The organism is Bacillus cereus group sp. BfR-BA-01350 (assembly GCF_022663775.1).
Classification (GTDB): Bacteria; Bacillota; Bacilli; order Bacillales; family Bacillaceae_G; genus Bacillus_A; species Bacillus_A paranthracis.
Genome location: NZ_JAKUGD010000002.1, coordinates 518,387 through 532,577, shown reverse-complemented (window position 1 = coordinate 532,577; position 14,191 = coordinate 518,387). Strand labels below are relative to the sequence as shown.

Sequence of the window (14,191 nt, the reverse complement as noted above, 5' to 3'; positions counted from 1 at the left end):
TAATATAGAAACTAGAGTCGTTTAATTTAGGGATAGATTCAAAATGGGTGATAGAAAGGTAAAATCATTCTATCAATTGTTCACGTTTTATAAAAAAAATCATATATTGATAGCATAGGACAAGCTGAAAAGCTTATTCTAACCTCACAGAACACTCCTTATCACGGTTAGGCATCTACTTATGTAGATGCCTTTTTTAATTAAATAACTGACAATTATTTATCAATCTAAAGTAGCAAGTATATTAGGACTATTAGGGGAAGATTGACGGTAATCATTACAGTATGATTATTAAGAGCGTTGAAATGTAAGGAGTGAGAAAGAAGTGAGAAATATTTTAATGGTTAATTTTCCAGCAGAGGGACATGTAAACCCGACATTAAGTTTAGTCAAAGCCTTTACTGAACGGGGGGATCACGTACACTATATTACAACAGAACACTTTAAAGGCAGAATTGAAGATTTGGGAGCTACTGTATATACTCATCCAGATTTATTAAAGGATATTTCTATTGATACTGAAACTTCATATGGATTGAACTCTTTCTTTCATGTACATGTTCAAACTTCTTTATATATATTAGAAATTACGAAACAATTATGTGAAAGCATTAATTTTGATTTCGTAATTTATGATATATTTGGTGCTGGAGAGTTAGTAAAGGAGTATTTACAAATTCTAGGCGTAGTTTCTTCTCCTATATTTTTAATTCCTACTGAATTTTTGGAGATTTTACCTTTTCATCCTAATGCAGAAATACCATTCCAACCTGATGAAATTTCTGAACAGTTACTATATCGAATGGAACATGAATTTGGAGTAAAGCCTAAAAACAATCTTCAATTTATGCATAACAAGGGAGATATTACTCTTGTGTACACAAGTCGCTATTTTCAACCTAATAGCGATTTGTTTGGAGAAAATAACATTTTTATTGGACCAAGTATTTCAAAGCGTAAAACAAATGTAGAGTTTCCACTTGAATTGCTTAAAGATAAGAAAGTTATTTATATTTCAATGGGAACACTGCTTGAAGGGATCGAACCATTCTTTAATGCATGTATTGATGCTTTCTCAGATTTTAATGGATTAGTTGTAATGGCAATTGGCGATAGAAATGACCGTTCTAAAATTAAGGAAGCGCCAAACAATTTTATAATTGCTCCATACGTACCTCAATCAGAAGTATTAAGTGAAGCAGATGTTTTTATTACACATGGCGGTATGAACAGTGTACACGATGCTATTCATTTTAATGTCCCATTTGTCATCATTCCACACGATAAAGACCAGCCAATGATAGCACAAAGATTAACTGAGCTTGAAGCAGCGCATCGGTTATTGAAAGAGAATGCTAATGTGCAAACGTTAAAAGAAGCGGTAACCGATGTTCTTTCAAATGAAAAGTATAAGCATGGAATACGAAAACTGAAAGATAGTTTTTTAGATTGTGGTGGTTCAAATGAAGCAATCACAGTGATTACATCTCTTTTAAATAAATAGTGTGGGTAATATAAAAGCATAGAGGCGGCACCTTTATGCTTTTATATTATTATCCCGCAAACTGCACAGCAGTATTTGCATGTAAAAAAGCAGTATCAAAAACAGGAACAGTAAGGTCGTTTTGGGAAATGAGCAACGGTATTTCGGTGCAACCTAGTAGTATACCTTCTGCGCCATTTTGAATTAATGATTTTGTAATTTGTAATAGCTTTTCTTTTGATGTTTCTGAAATAATCCCTTTACTTAATTCATTTAAAATTACATGATGAATAAAATTTCTGTCCTCTTCATTTGGGATGATTGTCTCAATGTTATAGTTTGCTAGACGTGATTTATAGAAGTCTTGTTCCATCGTTTGTTTCGTACCCAATAGTCCGATACGCTTAATATTCTGTTCTACCATTTCTTTAGCACTTACATCACCAATATGAAGAAGCGGGATGGATATTGCACTTTCTACTTCTTCAGCAAATAAATGGACAGTATTAGAACACATTAATAAACAGTCAGCTCCAGATTTTTCAACTTTTTTTGCAACTGTGACTAATTCGTTTTTCACTTCTTCATATTGATGATTTTGTAATAAAGTAGTTACTTCACCAAAGTCCATGCTATATAAAACAAGCTTTGCATTTTGGTCATATTGAGAGAGTGTAAGTGTATTAATATGTTTATAATATAATGATGTAGATTCCCAACTTAGTCCGCCAATTAAACCGATTACTTTCATCGTACATTCCTCCCGTAACTATTTTAAATTCATTATTTCATAATTCCGATAAGAATACAATGATTTAAATGTACTGTTGAACAAAAAATAAAAATAATTAGAAAAGTGTTGAAATTTATACTTCTTAATGCCATAATACGAATTACAAATTAATACTTATCCAGAGAGGTGGAGGGAACGGCCCTATGAAACCTCAGCAACCCCTATGTCAATGTATAGGAAGGTGCTAATTCCGCAGAGAACACGTTGTGTTTTTTGGAAGATAAGAGGATTCTTGAACGTGAAAGAAAATGGCCTCTTATGTAAGAGGTCATTTTTTGTTGTATAGAAAGGGAGTGTCGATGCATAATTCATTTTCAAAATAAATATAGAGTAATAAAAGTTGACTATTAAGAGAGGGGAATTGTAATGAACAAATTATCAACAAAATTAGTAGTAGCAATCGGAATTGGATCCGCATTATACGGGATATTAGGACTTTGGGGATTTACTATTGCACCAAATACATTTATTAAACCTGCATTAGCTATTTTAACCGTTTTTGGAGCGTTATTTGGTCCAGTGGCAGGACTGTTAATAGGACTTATCGGTCATACCTTAACAGACACAATCGCTGGTTGGGGTATTTGGTGGGGATGGGTTATTAGTTCAGGCATTATTGGCTTTGCAATGGGGTTCATTCAAAAAAGAGTTGGCTTTAGTGTGAAAAACGGGACATATAATAAGGGGGATATTTCTTATTTAGCCATTACTGGCTTAATTGGAATTGTCATTGCTATTATATTTGCTGGGGCATTCGATATTATTGTGATGGGAGAACCGTTTGACAAAATTGTTATACAAGTGTTAGGTGCAACAATTGCTGACGTTATTGTATTTTTAGTTCTTGGATTGCCAATTACAATAGGCCTAGCTAAATCGAATAAGAAACATACACATTTAAAAATTGAAAAGTAGGGATATTAAAATGCAACCAATTATTTCTTTTGAACAATTCAACTTTCAATATAAGCATGCAGCGCAGCCTACTGTTAAAGACATTACATTTCATATATATCCTGGAGAAAAAGTGCTAATTGCTGGACGAAGTGGTTCAGGGAAATCAACGTTAGCTCATTGTATGAATGGGCTAATCCCATTTTCTTATGAAGGGACTAGTACTGGTAATATTTTAATTGCTGGAAAAGATCCGAGGAAAAAGAGTGTTTTTGAACTGAGTAAACATGTAGGCACAATTTTGCAAGATCAAGATGCACAATTTATTGGTCTTACAGTAGAAGAAGATGTAGCCTTTTATTTAGAAAATGAATGTGTAAATCAGGATGAGATGAAAAAGATTGTCTCGGAGTCATTAAAAAAGGTAGGGATGCATACTTTTCATAAACAAAGTCCGCATGAACTATCTGGAGGGCAAAAACAAACTGTTTCTTTAGCGGGTTTGTTAACAACAAATGCTCCTATATTATTGTTCGATGAACCGTTAGCAAATTTAGATCCAGCTAGCAGCTTACATACAATTGAACTTATTAAAAATATACATAAGCAATATAATAAAACAATTGTAATTATTGAACATCGAATAGAAGAAATGTTAAATCTGGATTTAGATAAGATCATTTTAATAGAGGAAGGGGAAATTGTTGCGATAGGGACACCAGATGAGATTTTAGCGTCAAATATATTACCCTCAATCGGATTAAGAGAACCTATGTACATAGAAGGATTAAAAAGATTACATTTTGATAGTAATAATGACGTAATATATCCACTTGAAAATCTTCATAAGGAAAGTATTAGTGGTGTAATAAAAGAGTGGATGGAGAAAAAAGCTTTTTGTAAAGATACTCCTACAAAAAAAGAATTATTGAAAGTAGAGAATTTATTATTTTCATATCCTAATAAACAAAAAGTATTAGAGAATGTAAATTTATCCATATATAAAGGAGAAATTGTAGCACTTTTGGGCCATAACGGAGCTGGAAAATCAACATTAGCTCATAGTCTTATAGGAATAAACAAAACAAAAAATGGCAGGATTTTAATTGATGGAGTAAATATCAATTCTTGGTCTATACGTAAACGCGGTGAGATTATATCTTATGTCATGCAAAATCCAAATCATATGATTACACAACCTACTGTTATAGAAGAGGTTTCATTCACATTAAAATTAAAAAAGGTTTCAAAGGAAGAAATTAAGTTTAGAGCGGAGGAAGCGTTAAAAATTTGTGGTTTGTATCCATTTCGAAATTGGCCAATTCAGGCGTTAAGTTATGGGCAAAAAAAGAGATTAACGATTGCATCTGTACTAACAACAAATCCAAAACTTATTATTTTAGATGAGCCCACAGCCGGACAAGATCATTATCATTATAAACAATTTATGACGTTTATTAGAAAACTAGCTGCAAAGGGAATGTCTTTTATTTTCATCACACACGATATGAATCTCGCATTGGAATATGCGGACAGGGCGATAGTTTTACACGAAGGGAGAATTATTGCGAATAATACCGCGTCTACTGTATTAGGGCATCCAGAAACATTAAAAAGAGCGAACTTAAAGGAGAGTTCTTTATTTAAACTCGCTAAATTTAGTGGTATTGCAGATCCTGAAAGATTTATGAAACTTTATTTTGATGATATTAGGAGGGAGGAAGGTGTATAATACATATTTTCATCGCATGGACGAGGCAGTGAAATTATTGTTATTTATTTTTTGTATGACACTTACTTTTTTATTTTTTGATTTTCGCATATTGCTATTCGTATTTATGATTGGATGTATCGGACTTCTCGTTGCTAAAATTCCATTTCGTAAAATTTTTATTGTTTTTACTGTTATATTTACATTTAGTTTATTAAATTCTGTCATGATCTTATTTATTACACCAACCCATGGATCGGAATTAACGGGATCGTATACTTCATTTGTGTATATTGGATATGCAACAATTACATACGAAACCTTATTTTATGCAGCTACACTTTCGTTAAAGTATTTTACGTTATTACCATTTACACTTATTTTTATTTATACGACTAATCCAAGCAAATTTGTGAGTAGCTTAAGTAAATTTCGAATTCATTATAAAATTACTTATGCGATAAATATCGCATTACGTTATATACCTGATATACAGTCCGAATATAAAGTTATTAAACATGCCCAAGAGGCGAGAGGAGTAGCTTTTGAAAAAGGAGAAGCAAGTTTATGGATTCGCATGCAAAACCGTGTCTTAATTTTCTGGCCTTTAATTATTCATTCTTTAGAGAGAATCGATACAGTTTCAAACGCAATGGATTTAAGAGGATTTGGAAAGAAGGATACACGTACGTGGTTCTATACAAATAAAGCGAAAAGTGGAGATTTCATTGCTTTATTTGTAGGTGTTTTTATTTTAATTGCTGCAGTATATTTAAAGTTACATGTATTTCAAAATTTTTGGTATCCATTTTAAAGCACTCTAAAATGAGTGCTTTTACTTATTTTTATATAGACATGCTCAAAAAAGGGATATTTACATAATGTATAATACGAACCAGTTAAAATGATCAACTACCTATTAGTTTTCAAACCAAAAGGAGGAGAAAATATGAGTTACGGTGGTTCTTGTGGTTTTGGTGGAGGTTTCGCTTTATTAGTTGTGTTATTTATTTTATTAATTATCGTTGGATGCAGCTGCTGGGGCGGAGGGTACTAATTTTTAATTAGTCTCCACAAATGTAAACTAAAAAAACATAGAAGATACTTCTGTATCGAAACAAATAAAAAAGGAGCGATTATGCTCCTTTTTTATTTGTTGTTAGATGAGTTTTTATTACATTTCGGGAATGTAATTGTCAAAGTAGTTCCTTTATTAATAACGCTTCGGATTTTTAAACTACCTTGCATCGTTTCAATGATTTTCACAGCAACCATTGTACCTAAACCTGTACCTTTCGTTTTTGTACTAAAATACGGTTCGCCAAATCGATTTATTTGCTCTTGTGACATACCAATTCCGCTATCTTCAATTCGTATGATAACTTTATTATTACTAATAGAAGAGGAGATATTTAAAGTACCGCCATTAGGCATTGCTTCAATACCATTTTTTAATAAGTTTAAAAAACATTGCTGAAAGTGCTGTTTATTACCAACTATTGTTGCCGTAGAGAAATTTTTTGTAATATGTATTGTATTCATATTACATAAAGGTAAGATCATATTAATAACTCGATTTAATTCTTGTTCTACTGAAATCTCATCTAATTTTTCTGAAGCAGGTTTGGCAAACGTTAAATAATCATCAATAATTCCTTGGGCGTGATGTAATTCTTCCAGTATATGCTTAATATACTCGTCTCTTGATTCTGGAGTTAAATTTGGTGTTTTTAAAAGTTGTGTAAATCCTTTTACAACAGTTAAGGGATTTCTTACTTCGTGCGATATACTAGCAGCGAGTTGGCTAACAATCTCCATTTTTTCCATTTTAATTAACTTCGATCGCATGCATACTGCATCTTTTAAAACTTCATTAAAATAAACTACAAACAACATTAAAACGGTTGGTAATATTATGAAATAAATGATGTACAAATTATTCACTTCAAAATCTGATAAAGTTAATACAATTACAGTTGTAAATATTGCTAAGAAAAATGTTAAAAACATTGCATAAGCTACTTTAATTTTTCTATTATACGTATTAAATTTTGCGGATGCGAATGCTGTAATGATAAACATTGTTCCATACACTACTATTGTTAACATACTAAATCCATAAAATGAAAATCTTGTAATTAATAAAATAGCAAACAATGTTATACCGACAGGGAAGCCACCATAAAGCGTACCTACTATAACCGGTATTTGTCTTAAATCATGAATACAATTTTCATCCATATAGATAGGATAGCGCATACATAAAATAAGAGGGATACTCGTACAAAGTATAATAAGTAGTTTTTTATATTTCTTCAAATTGCGCCCGCTATCATATATAAAATAAAAAATAAATATGCTACTTAAAATGTATAGAAGGTTATTTAACACGTGTTGATTGATATACACAAAGTTCATAATATTTGCCTCGTTATTTTTAATTTCCTTTTCATATATATTATCATGATAATAGTATAAACTATATATTTGTTTGAATAATATAGGTTTATATCTTTTTAGTATTTTACACGTTTACCCACTCTTCATAAAATTCTTTAACTGATGCATATCGTTCGGTTCGGTTTTCATTTACTGCGCGATACGCTATTTCATATAAATCCCTACTTGCTTCCCATTTTGTAAAGGAGCGATCTTTTCCACCACCTAAAATTGCGAAAGCCATTGCCCCCATATTAAATACATTTGTTCTCGAATCAATTATAGCGTTTAGCTCAAATTCTTCAGGAGACATAAAACGTGAGGAACCCCATAATCGTCCCATTTTATTCACAAATGGTTTTTTAGAATATAAATCAATATCACAAACCTTTGTCTTATTTGTATGGAAATCATATAAAATACTACCATCATAAAAATCTATCGCTACATAGTTTTTCTTTTCGACATATGTATGGAAAGAAAAAATGGAATTTAAAGATTGAATCCGTTTTATAACAGGTAAATGCTTAAATTTATAAAATGGAGAGTTTGGATTTTTATATTTGTCAGGAGGCGGGAAACTCCAATGCGAATGAAGACATTCACCATCAAACCAATCAAAAATTAATACATATCCAGATTGAACTGGAAAATGATCGATTAGTTTTATAAGTGAGTCATGCATTAATTCCTCGTATAGGGAAACTGAACTTTTTAATCGTTCAATAGCGTCTTTCATTGTTCCTTCATATGCAATTGTTCGTGCCCCTGCATATTTAATAAATTTCTTATGTCCGTCTCTTTCTACACCGAAAGATAGATTTCCTGAATCTTGTTGGTCAAAAACCGCAAATACGTTTCCTAATTTCAATAGCCAATCAAAATTATGATGTTCTTTTAACTGGAATGTAACTTGATTCAACTGAATTTCAACTGGAATATCTTTCATATTATACCTCGCATTTATTATAATTAAGTTATATCTTTCAGTATTCGACACATTTTGTAAAAATCCTATGTGAATCACATAAAATTTTGTGAATATAGTAATAAGCAATTATAAGAAGGTGGATAAAATGGAACAACAAATCGTTATTAAACCATATGAAAAAGAGTGGCACGAAGAGTATTTAATAGAAAAAGAGAAATTTATTTCTTTATTCGGGGAAGATTGTATTGCTATTGAACATATAGGGAGCACATCTGTACAAGGGCTAGGAGCGAAACCTTTAATTGATATGATGATTGGCGTAACAGATTTGCAAATTATCGAAAAGTGGATTGATGATCTATTAAAAATTGGATATGAGTATGTTCCAAAAGAAACATCTAATTGGCGTTTTTTTAGAAAGGGAAAATGGAGAGCGGGTACCCATCATTTACATGTTTATATTTATAATAGTGACGAATGGAAAAACAATCTTTTATTTCGAGACTTTCTAATAAAGCATGAATGGGCACGTAAAGAATATAGAGAACTAAAAGAGAGACTTGCAGCTACATATCCTTTTGATCGTGTTTCTTATACAAATGCAAAAGCACCGTTTATTCAAAAGATATTAGAATTAGCTAAAACTCAAAAGAATTAACATTACAGATTTTTTCTTTTGTCATAACGATATACATTATTTCTAATTATTGGAGACGGATTAGTTTATTTATTTCGATATTTCTAGTAAATTAAAAATATTAAGGGGGAATTAAACAATGAAAGCAATTGTACATCAATATAAAAAAGGGGTAGAGGGGTTACAAAATAAATTTTTATCTGAAACACATCCTAATGCCGGGGAAGTAAAAGTAAAGTTAAAAGCAGCAGGATTAAATCATAGGGATTTATTTATTATAAACAATAGAAAAGAAATGGATCTACCGTTAGTAATAGGGTCAGATGGTGCAGGTATTGTTACAGAAATAGGAGAAGGTGTTTCAGCTGATTTATTGCAAGCCGAGGTTATTATTAATCCTAGTATTGGATGGGAGAATATTGCCGAAGTACCAGAGTTACCAGAGGTGTTAGGGGGACCAAAAGATGGAACGTTTGCTGAATATGTAATAGTGCCCGCTGAAAATGTAGTGGAAAAACCGTCATATCTTACTTGGGAAGAGTCTGGCGTTTTGGCTTTATCGGCACTGACTGCATACAGAGCGCTTTTTACAAAGGGTAGATTGAAGTGTGGAGAACATGTTTTAATTCCAGGGATAGGCGGCGGTGTAGCGACATTTGCCATGTTATTTGCAAAAGCAATTGGCGCAAAAGTAAGTGTTACGTCAAGGGTAGAAAACAAAAGAAAGTTTGCCGAAACATATGGCGCAGACTCTTCTTTTAATAGTTCTGGAAATTGGGAAGAGAGTTTATACGGGGAAAAAGTAGATTTAATAATTGATAGTATAGGTCCAGCAACATTCTTAAAATATTTTGATGTATTGAAACCAAATGGGAGAATTGTTAATTTTGGTGCAAGTTCAGGAGATAAAATAGAATTGCCTTTAAGGGCGTTATTTTATAACCAAATTGATATTATGGGAACATCTATGGGTAGCCGTGAGGAATTTAATGAAATGATTAGGTTTATAGAGAAATATAAGATTAAACCAATTATGGATCAAGTATATTCGTTGGAAGAAGCGACTCAAGCGTTAAGACGTATGGAACAAGGCGAACAATTCGGTAATATTGCACTTCGTATGTATTAAAAATATGATTTCTTAACTAGTATATTGAAGTAACTATGTTATGTATTCTATACATAAAAAGCATATGATTCGTATTGTTTTAAAGGTTTTTCAGCTTTATACATAATTGGCCGTTATAATTAGTCTTAAGATTGTCAAATAAGTGATAGTAAAATGAGAATTTGATGAGAAAAGTTTCAGACCATTTTCATGTTGATGTTGTATACTGTGTAAATCAAGAAAGCTTTTATGCAAGGAGAGAGTATTATGAATTACACAGTATTTCAATGGTTTAATAATTTCGCTGGATCTTCCAAACTATTAGATTCGCTAATGATTGCTATTACAAATAGTGCTGCATATGTAGCGATTTTATTTATGTTTATCTTATGGTTTAACAATGGAAAGAAAATTAATGCAATAAAAAAACAATATACAGTGTTATATACGACACTTTCAGTCATTATCGCATTACTAGTAAATGTTGTGATACATGCGGTATATTACCATCCACGTCCGTTTGTATCACATGATGTACATCAATTAGTACCACATGCAGCAGACTCATCATTTGTTAGTGATCATTCAGTACTTGTATTTTCCATTGCATTTGTATTTTTGCTTAGAGGAGAAAAACTTAAATATGTCGCTCTTATTTGGGCAGTATTAGTCGGTGTTTCACGTATGTACGTAGGTGTTCATTATCCTTTAGATATACTGGGTGCTGCTTTCTTAACATTTATCACAAGTGGCTTAGTAGTGCAAAGTACACGTCCGTTTGAGCCGATAGCGAAATTTGTATTTAAAACGTACGCGTTGGTAACGAAACGTATTCCTTTTTTAGCGAAATATAATCATTTAGCTTAATTATTCATAAATAACTATAAGTAGGGTTGTTTAAAAGTTCTCCTTTGGAAATCCAGAGGAGAACTTTTTATTATGCATAAGATAAGGGCAATATGTATTAAAAGAGTGACAAAATAATACTGAGTTAGCATTAAAAGTCCTTATGGAATTTGTAATTTATAATAAAGCAACCATCCTGTAATGGAATATTCATAAATTTCACGCACCGTAATATAAATAAATAAAAAAATAGAAACAATAACTACTTCCAGACTGTTTTAAAGGAATTAAAAGGAAATGTTCGAAACATATAGTAGTGAAAGTAAAAACTACATATTTTGTAGCACATCTTTGTAGTAATTAATGGTGAAAGAAAGGAGCGAAATATGCATAAACTTCAAACGAATAAAGGCGCGCGCTATTTTATGATTGCTTTTATTGTTTTGTTTCTTATTATGCTTTTGCGTTTTTTCTATATTCAAGCAGTAGGGGTCGTGCATAATGTGAATGTAAAGGATCTTGCAACTGAACAACATAATAAAAATGGTATTTTGGAAGCAAATCGTGGCACAATATATGATCAAGCTGGAAAAGTGTTAGTTCAAGATTCCACAACGTATCGTATTGTTGTGAATTTGAAAGGTAATGGCAAATTGAAAAATAAAGATGAAACCGCAGCGCAATTAGCTGATGCGCTTGAAATTAATAAAGAAGATGTGTTAAAGAATTTCCATGAAGGGCGTACGCAAGTTGAAATCGGAAAAGTTGGTCGAAATTTAACGAGAGAAAAGAAAGAACAAATTAGAAAATTAAAAATCCCGGGTGTATCTTTTATGCCTGAGAAAGCAAGGGTGTATCCGAATGAAGATTTTGCATCTTATATACTTGGTTTTGCTAGACCAGACGATAAAGGAAATACAGAAGGGAAATTTGGACTTGAAAAAAGTTTGGATAAATATTTGCGCTCGACAAACGGGAATATAGAGTATGTGGGAGGGCGAGGAGGTATCCCGCTTACAAATGATATAGGAAAAATAGAACCTGCTAAACATGGAAATAACGTATATCTTACGCTTGATAAACAAATTAATAGTTTTTTAGAAGAAGCGATGAATAAGGCGCAAGATCACTATGATTCTTCTATGTTATTAGGTATCATAGCGGATCCAAAGACGGGGAAAGTGTTAGCTATGTCTAGTAAACCTAGTTTTAATCCTAATAAAGGGGATATTGAATATTTTTTAAATGATCCAATCGCCAATGCATATGAACCAGGTTCAACGATGAAAGTATTTACGTTAGCCGCAGCAATTAATGAAGGGGTATATAACGGAAAAGAATATTTCCAATCTGGAAAATATGCAGTTGGTTCATCTGATATAAAAGATCATAATGGTGGATTTGGATGGGGATCTATTACATTTGATGAAGGTTTTGAAAGATCATCAAACGTAGCTTTTTCTATTTTAGAAGATCAGTTATTAAAACCAAATAAATTTAAGCAATATATGAACAAATTTGGTTTCAATCAAAAAACTGGAATAGATTTACCTGGTGAAAGTAAAAATACTTTACTATTAAATACAAAAATTCAACAAGTAACAACTTCTTTCGGACAAGGTTCTACAGTAACTCCAATTCAATTAATCCAAGCCGCTACTGCTATAGCAAATGACGGGAAAATGATGCAACCCTATATCGTTGACAAAGTTGTAAATCCAACAAACAAGCAAGTTATTATGGAAAATCAACCGAAAGAAGTTGGCAATCCGATAAAAAAAGAGACTGCGGACAAGGTAAGAGACTTAATGGAGCGTGTTATTACGTCTTCAAAAGGTACAGGTACAATGTATAAAGTCGATGGTTACCCAATAGGAGGCAAGACAGGAACAGCCCAAATTCCGAACCCTGAAAATGGACGATATATGGAAGGTAAAGAAAATTATATTTTTTCATTTTTAGGTATGGCTCCAATTGATGACCCAGAGTTAATTGTATACTTAGCTATTAAGCAGCCGAAGTTAAAGGGAGATGAATATGGAGCTCAGCCACTCGCTGAAATATTTAAACCAGTTGTGAAAAATAGCCTTGAATATTTAAAGGTGAGACCATACACAGAAAAACAAATGGCCGATGCAACGAAAAAATCCCAATTAAAAGTACAAAACTATGTGAATCAATCAATGGGTACGGTAGAGAATAATGTAAAAAAAGAGAAGCTCCAACCAATAGCTTTAGGAGAAGGGAAAATAATAAAACAATATCCGCAGTCTGGCGAAGTAATGAGTGAAGGAGATCGAATATTTTTATTAGGAAACAATGCTACAATGCCCAATTTACAAGGTTGGTCCATGCGTGATGTGATGTATTTTTCCAAACTATTAAAATTAGATTTAAAAACTTCAGGTACGGGATATGTAACAAGTCAAAGTATCAAAAAAGGACAAGCTATACAAGAAGGCGATATATTAGAACTAGAATTAGAGCCACCGTTACAACCGTTAACAGAGGCAAATACAAATTAATTAGGATATGTGAAGAGTCTATATATAATAGACTCTTTTTTTATAGTTCAAGTAATTTCACGCACCGTAATTTTTATAAAAAATAATAAATAAGATTTTTAACAGTTACTAAAACAGAAAAACCTACATATATTGAAATTAGAACGACTGTTCAAATTTTTGTATGAAACGACGGAAGGAGTCTAAATTGAATAAAAGACGATACGATAGCGATTTAGCCAAAGAAATAATAGCAGAGAAGGCGACAGAATTATTTTCCTTAAAAGGATATACAAGAACTTCAATTGATAACATTGCAAAAGCCTCTGGTTATAGTAAAGGACATATATATTACCATTATAAAAATAAAGAAGAATTATTTGTTTATTTAGCTAAAGACAGTATGAGAAATTGGCACGATAAATGGGAAATAGCAGAAAAACAGTATACAAACGCTACTGGGAAATTATATGGGATAGCTAAATTTGTACTTTATAATTACAAAACGCCATTATTAAGAGCAGGACAAGAACTTGCCTCTGATCCGAGCGCGAACCCTTCTACAATTCAACAACTCTATGGTTTAGCTGTTATCCCTTTAAAAACATATCAAAAAATTTTGGATGAAGGTATACAAAGTGGTGAATTTTATATAGAAAATGTTGAGGATTCAAGTCTTTTATTAGGTTCATGGCTAGGTGGATTATGTCAATTCATTCATTCATTTGAAACAGAGAAATTAGAAGTTTTATTTAATGAAGCCATTACGATTTTTTTACTCTCTATTTCAAACAAACATGCGTAGCATTACAAGCGAATTAGAACGATTGTTCAAATCTTTACAC

General features: G+C 32.0%; 13 protein-coding genes and 1 riboswitch. Of the genes, 10 read left to right on the top strand and 3 right to left on the bottom strand.

All coding sequences use genetic code 11. The features are described 5' to 3' along the window. The first annotated feature begins 325 nt into the window (after positions 1-325). Positions 326-1,504 (top strand): macrolide family glycosyltransferase, encoded by a 1,179-nt coding sequence (locus tag MR147_RS06945; RefSeq protein WP_074610855.1) that lies wholly within the window; start codon positions 326-328, stop codon positions 1,502-1,504. A 49-nt stretch (positions 1,505-1,553) separates the two neighbouring features. Here the strand turns inward: MR147_RS06945 and MR147_RS06940 are convergent, their stop codons facing one another. Then, positions 1,554-2,234, bottom strand: coding sequence for an aspartate/glutamate racemase family protein (locus MR147_RS06940; protein ID WP_074610856.1), 681 nt, complete (start codon positions 2,232-2,234; stop codon positions 1,554-1,556). A 153-nt stretch (positions 2,235-2,387) separates the two neighbouring features. Then, positions 2,388-2,503, top strand: a riboswitch (SAM riboswitch). Positions 2,504-2,642: 139 nt separating this feature from the next. Here MR147_RS06940 and MR147_RS06935 point away from each other — a divergent pair. From MR147_RS06935 to MR147_RS06920, 4 genes are all read left to right on the top strand, one after another. Continuing rightward, positions 2,643-3,191, top strand: a complete 549-nt coding sequence (locus tag MR147_RS06935) for an ECF-type riboflavin transporter substrate-binding protein (protein ID WP_074610858.1) — start codon at positions 2,643-2,645, stop codon at positions 3,189-3,191. Positions 3,192-3,201: 10 nt separating this feature from the next. Beyond that, a complete protein-coding gene (locus MR147_RS06930) occupies positions 3,202-4,902 on the top strand; it encodes an ABC transporter ATP-binding protein (RefSeq protein ID WP_242303857.1) in 1,701 nt (566 codons plus the stop codon). Then, on the top strand, positions 4,895-5,695 hold the full coding sequence (locus MR147_RS06925) for an energy-coupling factor transporter transmembrane component T family protein (RefSeq protein WP_139302923.1): 801 nt from the start codon (positions 4,895-4,897) through the stop codon (positions 5,693-5,695). The genes MR147_RS06930 and MR147_RS06925 overlap by 8 nt, the downstream gene beginning before the upstream one ends. A 135-nt stretch (positions 5,696-5,830) precedes the next feature. Continuing rightward, the gene (locus tag MR147_RS06920; RefSeq protein WP_000120182.1) at positions 5,831-5,938 is read left to right on the top strand and encodes a YjcZ family sporulation protein; all 108 of its coding nucleotides are present in this window, start codon (positions 5,831-5,833) and stop codon (positions 5,936-5,938) included. Positions 5,939-6,030: 92 nt separating this feature from the next. Here MR147_RS06920 and MR147_RS06915 read toward each other — a convergent pair whose 3' ends face one another. Together MR147_RS06915 and MR147_RS06910 are read right to left on the bottom strand one after the other, a co-directional pair. Then, entirely contained in the window at positions 6,031-7,299 is a 1,269-nt protein-coding gene (locus MR147_RS06915; RefSeq protein WP_242303856.1) for a sensor histidine kinase, read from the bottom strand. A gap of 106 nt (positions 7,300-7,405) precedes the next feature. Beyond that, the gene (locus MR147_RS06910; protein ID WP_074610864.1) at positions 7,406-8,269 is read right to left on the bottom strand and encodes a serine/threonine protein kinase; all 864 of its coding nucleotides are present in this window, start codon (positions 8,267-8,269) and stop codon (positions 7,406-7,408) included. Positions 8,270-8,396: 127 nt separating this feature from the next. Between MR147_RS06910 and MR147_RS06905 the strand changes: the two genes are divergently transcribed. From MR147_RS06905 to MR147_RS06885, 5 genes are all read left to right on the top strand, one after another. Continuing rightward, the gene (locus MR147_RS06905; protein ID WP_074610866.1) at positions 8,397-8,909 is read left to right on the top strand and encodes a GrpB family protein; all 513 of its coding nucleotides are present in this window, start codon (positions 8,397-8,399) and stop codon (positions 8,907-8,909) included. 118 nt (positions 8,910-9,027) lie between these two features. Further along, complete coding sequence (locus tag MR147_RS06900) at positions 9,028-10,017, top strand: zinc-binding dehydrogenase (RefSeq protein WP_242303855.1); 990 nt, start codon at positions 9,028-9,030, stop codon at positions 10,015-10,017. A gap of 246 nt (positions 10,018-10,263) precedes the next feature. Beyond that, a complete protein-coding gene (locus MR147_RS06895) occupies positions 10,264-10,863 on the top strand; it encodes an undecaprenyl-diphosphatase (protein WP_076871259.1) in 600 nt (199 codons plus the stop codon). Positions 10,864-11,228: 365 nt separating this feature from the next. After that, complete coding sequence (locus MR147_RS06890) at positions 11,229-13,367, top strand: penicillin-binding protein (RefSeq protein ID WP_242303854.1); 2,139 nt, start codon at positions 11,229-11,231, stop codon at positions 13,365-13,367. Between the two features lie 187 nt (positions 13,368-13,554). Then, complete coding sequence (locus MR147_RS06885) at positions 13,555-14,151, top strand: TetR/AcrR family transcriptional regulator (protein WP_001042679.1); 597 nt, start codon at positions 13,555-13,557, stop codon at positions 14,149-14,151. Positions 14,152-14,191 lie beyond the last annotated feature (40 nt).

Coding starts and splice junctions, on each gene's coding strand:
- MR147_RS06940 (WP_074610856.1), bottom strand. CDS start 2,234: ATGAAAGTAATCGGTTTAATTGGCGGACTAAGTTGGGAATCTACATCA.
- MR147_RS06935 (WP_074610858.1), top strand. CDS start 2,643: ATGAACAAATTATCAACAAAATTAGTAGTAGCAATCGGAATTGGATCC.
- MR147_RS06930 (WP_242303857.1), top strand. CDS start 3,202: ATGCAACCAATTATTTCTTTTGAACAATTCAACTTTCAATATAAGCAT.
- MR147_RS06920 (WP_000120182.1), top strand. CDS start 5,831: ATGAGTTACGGTGGTTCTTGTGGTTTTGGTGGAGGTTTCGCTTTATTA.
- MR147_RS06915 (WP_242303856.1), bottom strand. CDS start 7,299: ATGAACTTTGTGTATATCAATCAACACGTGTTAAATAACCTTCTATAC.
- MR147_RS06910 (WP_074610864.1), bottom strand. CDS start 8,269: ATGAAAGATATTCCAGTTGAAATTCAGTTGAATCAAGTTACATTCCAG.
- MR147_RS06905 (WP_074610866.1), top strand. CDS start 8,397: ATGGAACAACAAATCGTTATTAAACCATATGAAAAAGAGTGGCACGAA.
- MR147_RS06900 (WP_242303855.1), top strand. CDS start 9,028: ATGAAAGCAATTGTACATCAATATAAAAAAGGGGTAGAGGGGTTACAA.
- MR147_RS06895 (WP_076871259.1), top strand. CDS start 10,264: ATGAATTACACAGTATTTCAATGGTTTAATAATTTCGCTGGATCTTCC.
- MR147_RS06890 (WP_242303854.1), top strand. CDS start 11,229: ATGCATAAACTTCAAACGAATAAAGGCGCGCGCTATTTTATGATTGCT.